The organism is Leuconostoc gelidum subsp. gelidum KCTC 3527, from assembly GCF_000166715.1.
Taxonomy (GTDB): Bacteria; Bacillota; Bacilli; order Lactobacillales; family Lactobacillaceae; genus Leuconostoc; species Leuconostoc gelidum.
In genome coordinates this window covers 1-15,245 of the sequence record NZ_AEMI01000022.1, presented here as the reverse complement: position 1 = coordinate 15,245, position 15,245 = coordinate 1, and the positions used below count along the sequence as shown (strand labels likewise).

At 36.1% G+C, this 15,245-nt stretch carries 17 protein-coding genes and 1 tRNA gene; 12 read left to right on the top strand and 6 right to left on the bottom strand.

Annotated elements, in window-relative coordinates:
• Positions 1 to 40: 40 nt before the first annotated feature.
• Entirely contained in the window at positions 41 to 1,003 is a 963-nt protein-coding gene (locus EUI_RS0107090) for an NmrA family NAD(P)-binding protein (RefSeq protein WP_010017100.1), read from the bottom strand.
• Positions 1,004 to 1,124: 121 nt separating this feature from the next.
• Between EUI_RS0107090 and EUI_RS0107085 the strand changes: the two genes are divergently transcribed.
• Complete coding sequence (locus EUI_RS0107085; RefSeq protein ID WP_010017099.1) at positions 1,125 to 2,018, top strand: LysR family transcriptional regulator; 894 nt, start codon at positions 1,125 to 1,127, stop codon at positions 2,016 to 2,018.
• Between the two features lie 203 nt (positions 2,019 to 2,221).
• Here the strand turns inward: EUI_RS0107085 and EUI_RS0107080 are convergent, their stop codons facing one another.
• On the bottom strand, positions 2,222 to 2,401 hold the full coding sequence (locus EUI_RS0107080) for a PTS ascorbate transporter subunit IIB (protein WP_010017098.1): 180 nt from the start codon (positions 2,399 to 2,401) through the stop codon (positions 2,222 to 2,224).
• 431 nt (positions 2,402 to 2,832) lie between these two features.
• On the opposite strand from EUI_RS0107080, the gene EUI_RS0107075 reads away from it, so the two are divergent.
• The 3 genes from EUI_RS0107075 (at position 2,833) to EUI_RS0107065 (ending at position 5,096) form a co-directional block, all read left to right on the top strand.
• Entirely contained in the window at positions 2,833 to 3,417 is a 585-nt protein-coding gene (locus EUI_RS0107075; RefSeq protein ID WP_010017097.1) for a helix-turn-helix domain-containing protein, read from the top strand.
• Positions 3,418 to 3,459: 42 nt separating this feature from the next.
• Entirely contained in the window at positions 3,460 to 4,179 is a 720-nt protein-coding gene (locus EUI_RS0107070) for an SDR family NAD(P)-dependent oxidoreductase (protein ID WP_010017064.1), read from the top strand.
• A gap of 95 nt (positions 4,180 to 4,274) precedes the next feature.
• Positions 4,275 to 5,096 (top strand): oxidoreductase, encoded by an 822-nt coding sequence (locus tag EUI_RS0107065; RefSeq protein ID WP_010017063.1) that lies wholly within the window; start codon positions 4,275 to 4,277, stop codon positions 5,094 to 5,096.
• Between the two features lie 380 nt (positions 5,097 to 5,476).
• Here EUI_RS0107065 and EUI_RS0107060 read toward each other — a convergent pair whose 3' ends face one another.
• Entirely contained in the window at positions 5,477 to 6,109 is a 633-nt protein-coding gene (locus EUI_RS0107060) for a helix-turn-helix transcriptional regulator (RefSeq protein WP_010017061.1), read from the bottom strand.
• Positions 6,110 to 6,278: 169 nt separating this feature from the next.
• Positions 6,279 to 6,530 carry a hypothetical protein gene (locus EUI_RS0107055; protein ID WP_010017059.1) on the bottom strand — a complete coding sequence of 84 codons (252 nt, stop codon included), beginning with the start codon at positions 6,528 to 6,530 and terminating at the stop codon, positions 6,279 to 6,281.
• Between the two features lie 187 nt (positions 6,531 to 6,717).
• On the opposite strand from EUI_RS0107055, the gene EUI_RS0107050 reads away from it, so the two are divergent.
• The 4 genes from EUI_RS0107050 to trhA all read left to right on the top strand — a co-directional run bounded on the left by EUI_RS0107050 (position 6,718) and on the right by trhA (position 9,143).
• Positions 6,718 to 7,116 carry a fluoride efflux transporter FluC gene (locus EUI_RS0107050; protein WP_010017058.1) on the top strand — a complete coding sequence of 133 codons (399 nt, stop codon included), beginning with the start codon at positions 6,718 to 6,720 and terminating at the stop codon, positions 7,114 to 7,116.
• Positions 7,113 to 7,463, top strand: a complete 351-nt coding sequence (locus EUI_RS0107045) for a fluoride efflux transporter FluC (protein ID WP_010017057.1) — start codon at positions 7,113 to 7,115, stop codon at positions 7,461 to 7,463. The genes EUI_RS0107050 and EUI_RS0107045 overlap by 4 nt, the downstream gene beginning before the upstream one ends.
• A 45-nt stretch (positions 7,464 to 7,508) precedes the next feature.
• On the top strand, positions 7,509 to 8,390 hold the full coding sequence (locus EUI_RS0107040; protein ID WP_010017056.1) for a DegV family protein: 882 nt from the start codon (positions 7,509 to 7,511) through the stop codon (positions 8,388 to 8,390).
• Between the two features lie 114 nt (positions 8,391 to 8,504).
• Positions 8,505 to 9,143: a PAQR family membrane homeostasis protein TrhA gene (gene trhA / locus EUI_RS0107035; RefSeq protein WP_010017055.1), complete on the top strand. Its 639-nt coding sequence runs from the start codon at positions 8,505 to 8,507 to the stop codon at positions 9,141 to 9,143.
• Positions 9,144 to 9,226: 83 nt separating this feature from the next.
• Here the strand turns inward: trhA and EUI_RS0107030 are convergent.
• A tRNA-Lys gene (locus tag EUI_RS0107030) sits at positions 9,227 to 9,299 on the bottom strand.
• Between the two features lie 189 nt (positions 9,300 to 9,488).
• Here EUI_RS0107030 and EUI_RS0107025 point away from each other — a divergent pair.
• Positions 9,489 to 10,334 carry an undecaprenyl-diphosphate phosphatase gene (locus tag EUI_RS0107025; protein ID WP_010017053.1) on the top strand — a complete coding sequence of 282 codons (846 nt, stop codon included), beginning with the start codon at positions 9,489 to 9,491 and terminating at the stop codon, positions 10,332 to 10,334.
• 73 nt (positions 10,335 to 10,407) lie between these two features.
• On the opposite strand, the gene EUI_RS0107020 is transcribed toward EUI_RS0107025, so the two are convergent.
• Positions 10,408 to 11,079, bottom strand: coding sequence for an NAD(P)H-hydrate epimerase (locus EUI_RS0107020; protein WP_010017052.1), 672 nt, complete (start codon positions 11,077 to 11,079; stop codon positions 10,408 to 10,410).
• A 135-nt stretch (positions 11,080 to 11,214) separates the two neighbouring features.
• Between EUI_RS0107020 and EUI_RS0107015 the strand changes: the two genes are divergently transcribed.
• The 3 genes from EUI_RS0107015 to EUI_RS0107005 all read left to right on the top strand — a co-directional run bounded on the left by EUI_RS0107015 (position 11,215) and on the right by EUI_RS0107005 (position 15,229).
• Positions 11,215 to 11,841 (top strand): carbonic anhydrase family protein, encoded by a 627-nt coding sequence (locus EUI_RS0107015; RefSeq protein ID WP_010017051.1) that lies wholly within the window; start codon positions 11,215 to 11,217, stop codon positions 11,839 to 11,841.
• 48 nt (positions 11,842 to 11,889) lie between these two features.
• Positions 11,890 to 13,401, top strand: a complete 1,512-nt coding sequence (locus tag EUI_RS0107010; RefSeq protein WP_010017050.1) for a peptide chain release factor 3 — start codon at positions 11,890 to 11,892, stop codon at positions 13,399 to 13,401.
• 556 nt (positions 13,402 to 13,957) lie between these two features.
• Entirely contained in the window at positions 13,958 to 15,229 is a 1,272-nt protein-coding gene (locus EUI_RS0107005; protein ID WP_014947699.1) for a solute carrier family 23 protein, read from the top strand.
• The last annotated feature ends 16 nt before the right edge of the window (positions 15,230 to 15,245 follow it).

Here is a 15,245-nt window from a genome sequence, read left to right as displayed (position 1 = left end):
ATAATAATTACAGATTTTTTTGTGACAGTATACTATATTCTTAACGCATCTGAGACCAATTAGTAATATGATTTTCCCAAACATAACTAGATTCGTGAACAATATCTTTGGCTGTTTTGGGTTTGTGACCAGTTAAAATTTCGATATCATTTGAAGGAATGTCTAGCAATCCATCTCTGATGGAGTCATCATTAGAAACAATATCATTACCAGAAAATGGTACAGGAGACTGTGAAAAATCACCAGTAATGGTACGCGGGATGTGTAGCTTTTCTAAATACTGATAATATGTCTCATCGTCAACTGGATCATACATTAAATTCAACCCAGAGACGTTGTTAACCAATTGACATAGTTCCCGAACTGAAATAGACTGTGAACCAAAAATATTATACGATCTAAAATCTGAAACTTTGCCTAGCAAAGCAGCAGTTGCTGCATCGGCTGCATCATCTTTTGCGACTAAGGTTGCTCGACCTTCCATAGCAGTGCTGGCCCATACGTTGTTAGAAGCTAGAGCCAGCATAGGATACATTGTTAAATAGTTTTCGATATAAAGACTATTACGAAGTGCTGTATAAGGGTGACCTGTTTCTTTTAAATAATTTTCTGTTGCTGTATGATCAGGCGTGACATCTAAATGAGCATATTTTGGATCTGTAGCACCGACAAACGAGCTATAAGTTATATGTCCAACGTTTTGGTTAATAGCAGCATCAATCGCATTTTTATGCTGTTGCACACGTTTACCGACTTCTAGTCCAGAAACAATGTATACACGATCGCCACCAGAAAATGCTTTGTTCAAAGCATCAACATCATCGTAATTAGCTTCAAAAAGCCTAACACCGGCCTTATGCCATCTGTCTAACCTGTCTTGAGCAACATGTTGCATATTCCAAACAGTCAGTGTTACATTTTCACCACCCACTGTTTTAATCATGTTGTCAGCAACACGACCAGCTAATTTACCATCTGCACCTGTCACAATATAACGCATCATAATATACCTACCTTTTTATTTTATATGTTAAACTTATCACATACCGAGTTGTTTTTGAAATCAATACTTGTTATGGCAGATAACGTTTTGTTATGAAGAATAAAAAAAGAAGGATAATTTTATGCAAACTGATCATCTTAAAATATTCATTGATCTTGCAGAAACGTTAAACTTTACACAAACTTCTCAAAATATGCACGTCACTCAGCCTATGGTTACACAGGTAATTCATTCTTTAGAAAATGAATTAAATACTGTGTTATTTAATCGAGATAAGCGACATGTCAGGCTTACAGAGAGTGGTGAAACGTTCTATGAAGATATTAAACCATTAATATTTCGAATAGAGTTGTCTGTTGAACGTATACGGTTTATTAATGAACGTAAAAATAATTCATTCACTATTGGTTATACGGGGACTTTTTTTGAAACGCAAAGTCTTCCTAAAATTATTAGTGCATTTAAAAAATTACATCCGCAGATAAAAATCTATTTAAAAAATTTTAATTATAATATACTCAAAAAAGATTTATTAAATGATGAGTGTGATGTGATATTTCAGACCATAGATAGTATTGATAAAGTCAGTGAATTGAAATTTACACCTTTAAAGCAGGGACAATTTGTTTGCATCATTCCTAAGGATCATCTGTTGTCTCATGCTAAAATAATTAATTTAACAGATCTGATGCATGAGAATATTATTCTATTAAATGCCAATCAGTGCCCACCAAAACAACTAAGAGTGCAACGGTGGTTGGAAACTAATTGCTCGAACGCGATATTTTCTTATTCCGACTCAATTATGCTAAGTCATACGATGGTTCAAGGGGGATTAGGCATTTCAGTTATGCCTGATTTTGTAACTATGAAACGACAAAGTGATTTCCGCGTAGTACCATTAAATTACCAAGAAGACCTTATTTATGGGCTAGCTTCTCTAATATATTCTAAAAATGAACTTGTTCATGAATTTATAACATGTGCTATTCGATATTCATCAACAAATATTTGAAATTTAGCACATACCCATTTTAGTATAGGCATATCATCTATAATAATAGCTAATAAAAATGCACTAGTAGGGTACCTTGTTACATATCGGTAACTTATCTAGTGCATCATCTTGTATCAATTGAGATAAATTTATAATTGTAGCAATTTAGTAATGATTAAGGATCTATTTTGCATCCTTCTTGTATAATATCATTAATGCTTTTACCAGATCCTGATAGCCCCAGTTGTCATTAACCAGTTTTTAAATGGATCGATGGAAAATCCATTAGCAATTAGTAATGCCATTGAGCCTACAATGACTAGCGGCATGCTCAAAGCGATACCATCACGTATAGAATTCAGTGGTTTATTGGCAGCTAATTTAGCACCAACTGGCTGCAAATATTTTTCTAGCTAAAATGATATTTTATTATTCATAGTATAATCCTCCTTGTATTTAAATTGTAAACGCTTTCATAGTTCGTGTCTAGAGACTTTGTGCAACGTATTAAAATGCAGATGTATACCAAATAAAAGAAGAGAAGGTGTACATTGAGCATGAAAAAGTCGCTTACAGCTTAAATGGTATAGACTAATTTTAATGGTTTTTATTATTGAATTTCAATTTAATATAAACTTAATAATTATAAAGGTACGTCAAATATGTACAAGAAGTCTAAAAAATGCTAATTAGCATTTTTTGAAATAACTATTAGGAATATTTTCTCATAAGAAAAATCAAAATTATCCGTATGCTGGGCGTGTATAATAACCATATAAAACAAAGATGACTTTTATAATAGTTGAGGCAATTAAAGGGGAGCAGTCAGGTGATGATGGTAAATAATACATTTTCAGAAATACAAAATTTAGGCCGTTTAATTCGCGAAATGCGTCAGTCACGCGGTGTTTCGGCAAATGACCTTGTACAAGCAACAGGATTGTCACATAGTGTTATTTCTAAATTTGAAAGAGGGCAGACAGACATTCAGTTCAGCAGTATGATTAAGATTTTGAGTGCGATGTCGTTAACATTAGAAGACTTATGTCATGCATCCATGTTTACTGAGTTTGTCGTTAATGAAATGGCTGAAAAAGCATATGAATGTCAAAATAGCCCAGCTATTTTAGAAACTATTTTAAATGAGTTAAATCGTCGTGCGATTTTATTAAGACAAGAACAGGTTTTTAAACGCATTCTGGAAACGCGTGTCCATGCTAATCAACCACTATCTCATGACGTTAATGATTATTTTGATAATTTAACAGAATTTTGGACTTTTGATGCTTATCTGGCGCTTTTAGCAGAACCATTTTTGTCACAGCGCCTTCATTTACGCATTGCTAAAGTAGTAGTTGGCTGTCAGGGGCAACTACCTAAAATTATTAATATTGCTTATGATACTTTTGTGCAGTAGACAATGTTGTCGGTGGTTAACCACATATTTTGAAAGGGATTTATGAAAAATATTGTTATAACAGGCGGCTCATCTGGTGTTGGATTAGCAATCGCCAAGGATCTGGCGCAAGAAAATAACATCATTATTATTGGTCGGAACAAAAATAAAGCTACGATTGTTCGAAATAACTTAGGTAGTCATGTTAAGACTGTCATTGGGGACTTGTCTAAGCAATCTGAGCGTGAGCTAGTGATCGCGCAAATTAAGACAATTTTTCCACATATTGATGTTTTGATTCATAGCGCAGGGATTATGCTACGTACTGCTAGTGAAAATATAAATAGTAATTTATTGTCACATTACTATTTAACTTTGGGTTTGCGAGATGTTTTGTCTAACAGTCGTATATTAATCGTGACAGGTAATCCTAGAGTAATTAACCTCGTACCGGTTTGTGATATACAAAATAATACTTTGGCAAGAGCGGCTTGGTTAGTAACACATAAGACACTTTTGATGTTTGTATTAGCTGATCAATTAAAAGATCAATTGACAACAGTGAATAGCTTTTTTCCTGGGGATGTCCGTAGTGAACTAATGGATTACACGAAGACCTTGACTAATACAGCGGTGCCAGTTGGCAAATATTTGGCAATTAGCCCAGATATCAAACATTTATCGGGTGTTTTCTTTGATGAAAATGGCACTATTGTTCCGCTAAATGCTAGAAAGTTTAGTTTTGAAATTGCTCAGAAAACCCTGCAACAATATTTAAGGTGAGTTATGTCATCAAACTATTACTAATCAAGTGAGTACGCTAATCAGCATGATATGATAGAATGGGTTCATTCATAGTGAAGGACAAGTAAGAACAAATGACAACTAAAAAAGTAGTTTTACTTACAGGTGCCAGCAGTGGTATTGGATACAAAACAGCAGAGTTATTAGCATCACTAGATTATAAAGTTTATGGGGCGGCGCGTCGTGTTGAAAAAATGGTACCGCTATCAGCGCTGGGTATTACACCGATTGAAATGGATGTGACTGACGAAACATCAATTAAGCAAGCCGTGCAAGAAATTATTGATCAAGAAGGGCGTATTGATATTTTGATTAATAATGCTGGTTACGGTTCATATGGTGCTATCGAAAATGTGACACTTGAAGAAGCTAAACGCCAATTTGATACGAATCTATTCGGTGTAGCTAGGTTGGTACAACTAGTGATGCCTTATATGCGTGAACAGCATGCAGGTAAAATCATTAATATTTCATCGATGGCAGGACGCGTGACGACATATATGGGTGCTTGGTATCATGCTACTAAGTATGCTTTAGAGGCATTTAGTGATGCGTTGCGCATGGAAGTTAAGCCTTTTGGCGTGGCGGTTGTTTTGGTGGAACCAGGTGGTATTAAAACTGATTGGGGTATTATTGCGGCAGATCACCTCAGAGATACATCGCAAAATACAGCGTATAGTGAGCACGCTTTAGCAGCTGCAGATCGCATGCATAAACTTTATAGTTCAGATAAACTAACCGATCCAAGCGTGATTGCTGGTACTATTGTTAAAGCAGTCGAAAGCAAAAGGCCACGTGCCCGCTATCTCGTCGGCTATGGTGCCAAATTCTCAGTGTTTTTGCACACCATTTTGCCAGCAAAAGTTTTCGATAAAATTGTTCAAAAATTAATTTAAGCATGCAACACAAAATGATGACCTTTTAGGTTATTCAGTCGGCGGGTAATGTTCATGATAATCAATAGACATTTTTATTCTGATAAGAAGTGATTATATTGCTATATATTTAGCGGTATAATCACTTTTTACTATATTAATGCTAGAAAAGTACCGTTCACATCATTTATGTAGGGAAAACTTGTGATTTAGCAGAGACTTCATAATTTTTAGTCATTGTTTTTTTATTAACTTGATTGTTTGGTGGTTTACTAGTCATGTGAAAAAGGATTTAGGATTGGAATAAAAAATAGCGCCTAATAAAGCAATACGGATGATAATTGTGGGATTTTTTTCACTTGTTTCAATAGGGCTATCGAGTATAATCATGACGATAGCCCTTAATACTTTTTGAATTTCCGAATTATTAACACGATAAAAATAAAAAAACCAATGATTATCGGGTAAAGACCAGTAAGACTATGCTGATTCCAGATGACAATGATACCCAGCAAAACGAATAGGATAGGAATAATACTTGTATATAACAAACCATAATCACCAGATAAATATTTTTGCCAAGTTTGTTGCAGGTTGAGGCGATATGTTTTGTCGAATTTATTAATGTCATTAAGTGCTACCATTGTCAAGGAAGTTATTATCAAAATTAATGACATGACGATACTGTCAATTTGAATCCAATTTAGTAAACTCGATAACAAGATTGATACTAGAATTACATCAATACCTAGTAAACTGATTCGTACTTTCCTGAGATTCTTTGAAACATCTTTTTTCTCAAGGTAGTCACGAAGGCCAGCGTCCTCCTTTAATAATGTGTCCAATGAAATATGATAATAGTCGCTTAAATTAATTAAATTAATTAAATTAATTAAATTAGTAATATCGGGATAAGTTTTTTCATTTTCCCAACTTGATATCGTTTGTCGCGTAACAAAAAAATCTTTAGCCACTTGATCTTGGGTTAAGTTTTTTTTCAATCGCACGCTTCTTAAATGTTCACCAAATGTCATAATAAATTCCTCCTAAGTCTTACTTACCATTCTAGAGAGGTATCGTGTAAATAGTAAGCAATGATTCATTGCGCATCATAGTTAATAACGTTCTAGCTATTTATAGCAATTAAAAATGCATCAGTTCAGAACGCTATGGCCCATGGCTGATGCATTTTAAAAAAACAGGTTACTTATTGTTTTTTCTAATTCGTGATACGACACGGCCGATTGAAAATAGTAATGTGATGTTAAACCATAAACCATAAAAACGTGTTAAACTACTATCTGCAATGGTCATAGCAAGTAGTGCCAGTAATAATGATTTCATCATGAGACCTTGAAACTCATTAGCGGTGACCGCAAAACGAACAGGTTTTAGTAATGAGAAGATGAAAAGTAATATGATATAAGTTGTTGGTAATATATAGTATGTAAACATAGATGCTCCTATAGTGTTGATGTGAGTTTTTGTTCGAAAAAATCAATAAAACCAGTATTTTAATTGTTACATGCGCACTATAAAAAAGCAATATTCATCATTCTAACCTATGAGTAGCTCATCATAACAAGATGGGGTGAAACTCTTTTTTTTGCTCATTATATCTAAACTTGATAGAATAATAGTTATGGAAAGACAGCATAACTTTTTAATTGAATTGGTAATTGTTGGTTTAGGCGGTGGCATTGGTGGTAGTATGCGCTATATGTTGAATTTAATCCCAATAATTGGGCACATGTTCTTAATAACAATGGTTATTAATTGGTTGGGTGCATTATTGCTAGCAATATTTGGTGTCTACATATCGCAAGTAAGCAAACAATTATCACTTTGGCCACCTTTTATTGGCACAGGCATTCTCGGTGGGTTTACAACATTTAGCGCAATGATTTTACAAATCAATCAATCAGCGAGTCATAACTATCTTATCGCAGGGGGGTATGTTTTCTTTACTATTTGTGGTGGCATTATCATGGTTAACATTGGCCGAAAAATAGGAAAACAATTTGATGAGGTAATTAAATGACTTTATTATCAGTCTTCGTTGGTGCAGCGCTTGGTGCCATGCTGCGATACGTAATTATTATGATTTGGCCAGTGCAATCATCATATTTTACAGCAATTTTGATCATTAATTCGGTCGGTGCTCTTGGCATGGGAATCGTGTTTGCTAGTGGACAGCTGTCAGCTTTGAACGGCTTTTGGTCTGTGGGATTATTAGGCGGGTTTACAACGTTTAGTACGATGATGGTGCAAAGCGCTCAATTGCCGTTTAATAAGCAATTGAGATATCTAATGATACAATTAATTGGTGGTATGCTTTGCTTTTATATGGGTGTTATCATGGTCAACATATTTGGTACAATGGCTTAACGAGAACGCAATTCATGATGCGTTCATTCTGGAGAGAAAAAAACAATGTCTAAGATAGCAATAATTAGTGATTCAGCATCAGCAATACCAGCGACAATTCGTAATCGCTACCACATTTTCCAAGTGAATGATCCGATTATTTTTGGGGAAGAAGTTTATAAAGAAACAGTTGATATTCATGATCTTGGTGAATTAGTTAAGATGATGAAAGATAAAAAAATGGTAGCTTCAACGTCCCAACCGGCTCCGGGTGACTGGGAAGAGGTTTTAAGTGTTGCCAAGGCGTCGGGATATGATAAAGCGTTAATTATACCAATCTCTTCAGGCATCTCGGGGGCTTATCAGACAGCGAACCTTGTAGCAGAATCATATGACGGGCTATCAGATGTTCGTGTATGGGACTCAAAATTTGCGGTGATGGGATCTGGCATGCAGTCGGTCATGGCAGCGGTCATGGCAGAAAACGGTAAAACATTAGACGATATCATAACAGCGTTAGAAACTTTACAAAAAACATTTGATGTACGCTTTGTAGTTAATGATATCTCACATTTACAACGTACTGGTCGTTTGTCACGTGGGGCAGCGTTAGTTGGTGGTTTGCTTAACATTAAGCCTATTTTGTCTATGGATATTCAAGATGAGGGCAAAATTGGTGCTGTTGGTAAGGCACGCAAAATGAGTGGTGCGCTAAAAGAAATTAAGACAGCACTTGATCAATACTTAATGCAAGTTGATTTTCCAGTTCGAGTCATTGTGGTAGATGGAAATGATGCTAAACTGGGGGATAAGTGGTTGAAGGAATTACAACATGATTATCCAACAGTTAAGTTTGAACGTGGTGTAATTGGTGCGTATATTGGTGTGCACACTGGTGATGGTGCTATGGGGCTCATATGGGCTCGTGATTGGGAGACACTTATTTAAAATCCGCGATCAATAATACCCCTATAGCTGAAAAAGTTATGGGGTTTTTATGATTAATAAAACAGGTAAGCATGTTATAATATTAACAATAAATTGATTTATGGGGACAACTAAATGCAACGATCTAAACGTTATCAAATTACATACGAGGTTTTAAACGCTGTAACACATGGGCTGGGATTTTTCTTAGCTGTATTAGCTGGTATTGCCTTGATTTTTCATGTGTTAAGACGACCTGTGACAGCTTTTGAAATGACAGCCATTGTGATATATATTAGTACAATTGGCTTCTTTTTACTCGCTTCAACACTTTTTCATTCTCTGATATTTACACGTGCTGCTAAATTATTTCAGTTTTTTGATCACGCTGGTATTTATTTGGTTATTTTAGGAAGTTACACGCCATACACTTGGTTGCTGATTAAAGGGTGGCAAGGCTGGGCAATTTGGGGCGCAATTCTCACGATGACGATAGCGGGATTTGCCTATGATTTATTTTTTGTAGGTCGTTGGCCGTGGGTATCTGTCACAATTTACATGGTCATGGGCTGGCTAATCGTCTTAGCGATGCCAGTTTTGTGGGGTGTCTTGTCACCAGTTGCTTTTTGGCTCTTAGTCGCCGGGGGATTGACGTATTCTGCAGGCACTATTTTTTATCTGGTACCAAAAATTCCAATGGGACATGTGTATTGGCATGTATTTGTCTTAGTTGGTGCAGGTTTAATGTTTGCCAGTATATATATTAGTTTATAAACAAATAACCGAAGCACTTGCTTCGGTTATTTTAGTACGATATAGGCATTAAAAAAACCAGTATTTCTACTGGTTTAACTTAGTGGACAGCCAGGGGCTCGAACCCTGGACCCACGGATTAAGAGTCCGTTGCTCTACCAACTGAGCTAGCTGTCCAAACAATTATTTTTTACAACATATAATATAATACCATGTGAATTTTTAAATTACAATACTTTTTTGAAAACCAGCGAATTGTGGCACAACGTTGCAATATAGTATAGAATAAAGAGAGTTAAATTGGAAGGAAACGTGACGCTTTCTAGGCTAAATAAGCCTAATGACTGCTCACATAAGCTATAGCATATGTTAGATATATTAAAATCAATTATTATTGGTATCGTCGAAGGCATTACCGAATTCTTACCAGTATCGTCTACTGGACACATCATTCTGGCAGAGGCTTTAATTGGGATACCTAGCGGCAACGTTTGGACTAATAGTTTTACAGCGGTTTTTGATTACGCCATTCAGCTTGGGGCCATTTTTGCGGTTATTCAACTCTACTTTAATCGGTTAAATCCATTTTCACAACAAAAGACGCCAAAAGAACGTTTTCAAACTTGGCGATTGTGGATCAAAGTTGTTGTTGGTGTCATTCCGGCAGTGATATTTGGTTTCTTATTCAATGATTTTATGGATGCACATCTTCTTAATTTCTGGGTTGTTTCCGCAACCCTAATCATCTATGGTATTGCTTTTATTTTGATCGAAAATCGTCAAAAGAACATCGCACCAAAAATTACGAATCTTAATAAAATAACATTCAAACTGGCATTGTTCATTGGACTGTTTCAAGTGTTGTCCTTAGTTCCTGGAACATCGCGTTCAGGAGCTACAATTCTTGGCGCTGTTATCCTAGGTGCCTCACGATTCGTAGCGGCAGAATTCTCGTTCTTCTTGTCTATCCCAGTTATGTTTGGCGTGACAATTTTAAAGGTTGGGACATTTCTATTGCATGGTGGCAGATTTACAGGTATGCAAAGCATTGTGATGCTAGTTGGCTTTGTAATATCATGGATTGTTGCACTCTTTGCTATTAAAATTATGATGCGTTACATTCAAAATAATGACTTTAAGATTTTTGGTTGGTATCGTATTGCAATTGGTGTTATCTTCTTGCTACTTGGTTTTGTTGGCTTTGTTAAATAAAAGTGTTGTAAACGTTAAAAAATAAAATGTTGTCATCTAGATAGATGACAACATTTTATTTTTTATCCTATTATTAAACATCTGTAGCCGAATGCTTGTCTGCTGTATCTGAAAACGAAAAATCTGGGGGTGTTAATAAACCAATATCTTTCACAATCACATTACCAGATAAATAGCCACCAACGCGTTGCGTTAAACCAATTTTATTATAGCCAAATGTGACAGTCGTGTGTGCCTTTAATGCTGCACCGCGGACTTCGCCAGTTGTGGCGTCAATTCCGGTTGGTGTATCAATGGCAATGACTGTTTTTTCGATGTGATTAGCAGCTTTGATCATTTTTTGCAATCCTTCGGGCAGTAGATTGTTCAATCCTGTACCAAAAATAGCATCAATGATGAGTGTCGCCTCGTTAAAGTCACTTTTTTCAGATCGAACAAGACCATATTTTTCAATGATAGCCAATTGACGCTGAACACTTTCTTTGGCGCGCGAGACATTACCAACAAATTGTAAAGAAACATTGAAACCCTGTGCGTATAAGAGTCTCGTGATGGCAACGCCATCAGCACCATTGTTGCCAAGTCCAGCTAGCACTAAAATGTGTTCTAAATTAAAATGGCCCGCACCAATGACGTCGATTACTGATAGGGCTGCCCGCTCAATGAGTACATCTTGAGGCATACCAATCGTGTTAACAGTATAAGTATCAATTTTTTGCATTTCAGAAGCAGTTACAAGTTGCATTATAGTCACTTTTCTTTCTCAATCTTATTTTTATTATACAGGATAATGATGTACAAGTGGACGCGTTTTATTGAATTTAGTAATGTTCGGGTCTAAATTTGATACAATATAAAATAAATGTTTTGCGAGGATCATATGAAACACTTAGATTACAGTCAACAAGAGGATTGGCGTGAAGCAGGAGACACGCCATTGCAATCACCCATTGCAATTAATAGTGAACACACACAACCTGTCATTAAGTCGTCTGATTTAGTGATCGCTTTTAATGGGCAGACACAATATGATGATCGTATCGTAGGCGAGCAATTTTTAGTTTCTGGTGAATTAATGATTACAGGAGAACTGTGGTCATTAGAACGTTTTCATTTTCATGATGGTGCTGAACATACTGTTGACGGTATACGTCATGATGTCGAAATTCATTTTGTATATCGACGTGAGGGTCGCATTTTGGTTTTGGCTGTATTTGGCGATGTGTCAGATGAACCAATTGATACACATATTCAAGATGTATTTTCAGATACAATAGATGCAAAAATATTGGCTAATTGGTTACCTAAAAGCCATTCATATTATAGTTATATTGGCTCTTTGACAACGCCGCCTCTTGGTCAAGATGTCACTTGGGTGATACTCAAGGAAACAATTCCAGTTGGAAAAGATGACTTATCAGTCATACATGAACACTATCCTAATAATTATCGAAATGTGCAGGATATTGCTGGTCGCGATGTGTTATCAGTTTGTGTCACAGAATGATTCATTTTTTTGTTGTGAAACACCGCTATATCAGGTAAACTAAACATTATGGAAAACTTTCAAGAACAACTAAAAAATCGCCGAACTTTTGCTATTATTTCGCATCCAGATGCTGGTAAAACAACGTTAACAGAACAATTATTACTACATGGTGGCGTTATTCGTGAAGCCGGCACAGTCAAAGGCCGTGGATCACATAAATTAGCCTCATCTGATTGGATGGCGATAGAACAGCAACGTGGTATTTCAGTGACTTCCTCTGTTTTACAATTTGATTATGATGGCAAGCGCATTAATATTTTGGATACACCGGGTCATGAAGATTTTTCAGAAGATACTTATCGTACACTGATGGCTGTTGATTCAGTTGTCATGGTTGTTGATGCTGCCAAAGGTATTGAACCACAAACTAAAAAATTGTTTGAAATTGTTGCGCAACGCGGTATACCTGTTTTCACATTTTTTAACAAAATTGATCGTGATGCCAGACCAGCTTTAGATTTGCTTGATGAATTAGAAACGATTTTGGGTATCCAAGCTTACCCAATGAACTGGCCGGTTGGTTCAGGACAAATATTACAAGGTATTTATGATTTACAAAAAAACACGATGGTACCATTTAAAAAAGCGACCGCACATCCAGAAATTGTTGAAGAAACAATGGATGAAGTTGAACTTTTACGTGATGCTGGAAATGCCTTTGATCAAGAAGCAATTGCGCACGGTAAATTAACACCCGTATTTTTTGGATCCGCATTGGTTAATTTTGGCGTAACAGAATTTTTACGTGAATACTTAATTTATGCGCCAGCACCCGCTGCTACTAAAACAAATGATGGTGAAATAATTACGCCAGATCAGCCACAGTTTACTGGTTTTGTATTTAAAATTCAGGCGAATATGGATCCACGCCATCGGGACCGCATTGCGTTTGTCCGTATTGTGTCTGGTGAGTTTAATCGTGGCATGGATGTTATACTACGAAGAAACAATAAAAAGTTAAAATTATCAAATGTGACGCAGTTTATGGCGGAAGAACGTGAAAATGTTCAGACGGCAGTGCCAGGTGACATTATTGGTGTTTATGATACTGGTAATTTTCAAATTGGGGATACAATTTACGCTGGTAAAAAGGCGGTGCAATTTCCGGATCTACCAACATTTACACCCGAATTATTTAATCGTGTAATTGCTAAAGATGTTATGAAGCAAAAATCATATCACAAAGGGATTGAACAGTTGGTACAGGAAGGAACGATTCAACTATACAAATCTTGGCAAGGTAGTGAGTACATTATTGGTGCTGTCGGTCAACTACAGTTTGAAGTGTTTCAATTTCGTATGGAAAATGAATACAATGTTGAAATTCAATTTGAACAAATTGGCTCAAAAGTAGCGCGCTGGATTTCACCAGACCAACTAGATGAAAAGATGGCTTCTAGCCGTAACCTACTAGTAAAAGATCGCTATGATCAACCTGTGTTCTTGTTTGAAAACAAATTCGCTATGAATTGGTTTCACGATAAGTATCCAGATGTCATACTAGAAGAAAAAATGTAAAAAACAGGTCATTAGAGAGTGAATTATTTGGTAAAAAGGCGTAAATGCTATTTTTATTTAAATACATTGTAAGCGCTTACAATGTGTGATATAATAATGTTAACAAATAAAGAGGAGGCCATGAATGACGCAAAATAATTTGACAGAAATTGAAACTTCATGGGCTATTATATTGTAGACGACGGTTAATAAATAATAAATTCCTGTAGGAATAACATTGACAAATGATTTGAGTGATTAACTAGAGTTACAAAGATTCACCAACTACAAATAATAAAATTAAACGCAGACAAAGAGTTGTCTGGACACTAAATAACGATGGTGTAGTTGTGATGAATTGGCAAGAAGCAAGACGATAGTCTGTTGTGGATATTTCAGCATCAACGATGCGTTTGCAGCGCAATTCATAATTAAATAAACTTAGGACCTAACATAGTAAAACATTATGTTGGGTTTTTAGTTTATAATTAAAATGTTTGAAACTTTGTCATTGGGCATCATATTTTGAATATTTTAGGAGGATGTGCACGAAAATATAGGCGTGTACAATAAAAGTATGGCAACGAAACAAAATAATGCAATTTATGATTTATATGATAAGCCACCATTTTTTACATGGCTCGGTCTATCATTGCAACACCTTTTCTCGATGTTTGGTGCAACAGTTTTGGTACCATTGTTGGTTGGCTTAAATCCTGGAGTGGCATTGTTTACCTCAGGTGTGGGAACGCTACTTCACCTGTTAATTACACGGGGTAAAGTGCCAGCATACATGGGATCAAGTTTTGCTTTCATCATTCCAATGGCGTCACTTATGAAGACGATTGGTTATCCAGCAGTGGCTCAGGGTATTATTTCCGTTGGTTTAGTTTACCTGATTGTGGCTTTCATCATTACGTTTACTGGCACGGCATGGATTGATGCTATTTTTCCAGCAGAAGTTGTCGGCCCAATCATCATGGTTATTGGTTTAAGTTTGGCGAGTTCAGCAGCGAGTTCAGCAACAACAGTCAATGGCAAATATGATTGGAAGATTTTTGTGGTCGCGCTCATTACCTTATTAGCAACCATAGCTTTTAACATGTTTTTGAGAGGGTTTTTAGGTTTATTACCTATTTTATTAGGCATTATTTTTGGTTACGTTGTTGCGTTGCTATTTGGTCTGGTTGATTTATCACCAATTGCAGCAGCACACTGGTTCCAATTACCTGACTATGAAACATTTATTGGCAAGGATGGCTTTAAATTTTATCCAGCCGCTATTTTAAGTATGGCACCGCTGGCATTGGTCACTTTGTCGGAGCATTTAGGTCATTTAATGGTGTTATCAAAAATTACAGGTCATGATTTCTTTGCTAACCCTGGCTTGAAACGTACTTTAACTGGAGATGGCACAGCCTCCGTTGTAGCTGGTTTAATTGGTGGACCAGCAGTCACATCGTACGGTGAAAATATTGGTGTGATGCAACTTAGTCGTGTGTACTCTGTTTGGGTCATTGGTGGTGCAGCATTTTTTGCAATTACCTTTAGCTTCATAGGTAAATTATCAGCATTGATTTCAACTATTCCAGGGGCTGTAACTGGTGGTGTTGGGTTTATGCTTTATGGGGTTATTGCAGCAGCTGGTTTACAAGTCATTGTTGATAATAAAGTTGATTACAGTCAGAAACGTAATTTAATGATTGCAGCACCTATTTTGGTTGTAGGTATTGGTGATTTTCATTTACAACTTGGTGCGCAGGTTAACTTTTCTGGTGTTGCTATTGCCACGTTACTAGGTATTGTTTTGAATCTTATTTTACCAAAAATAGCAGCTAGTGAAAAATAAATAAAACAAACAAANA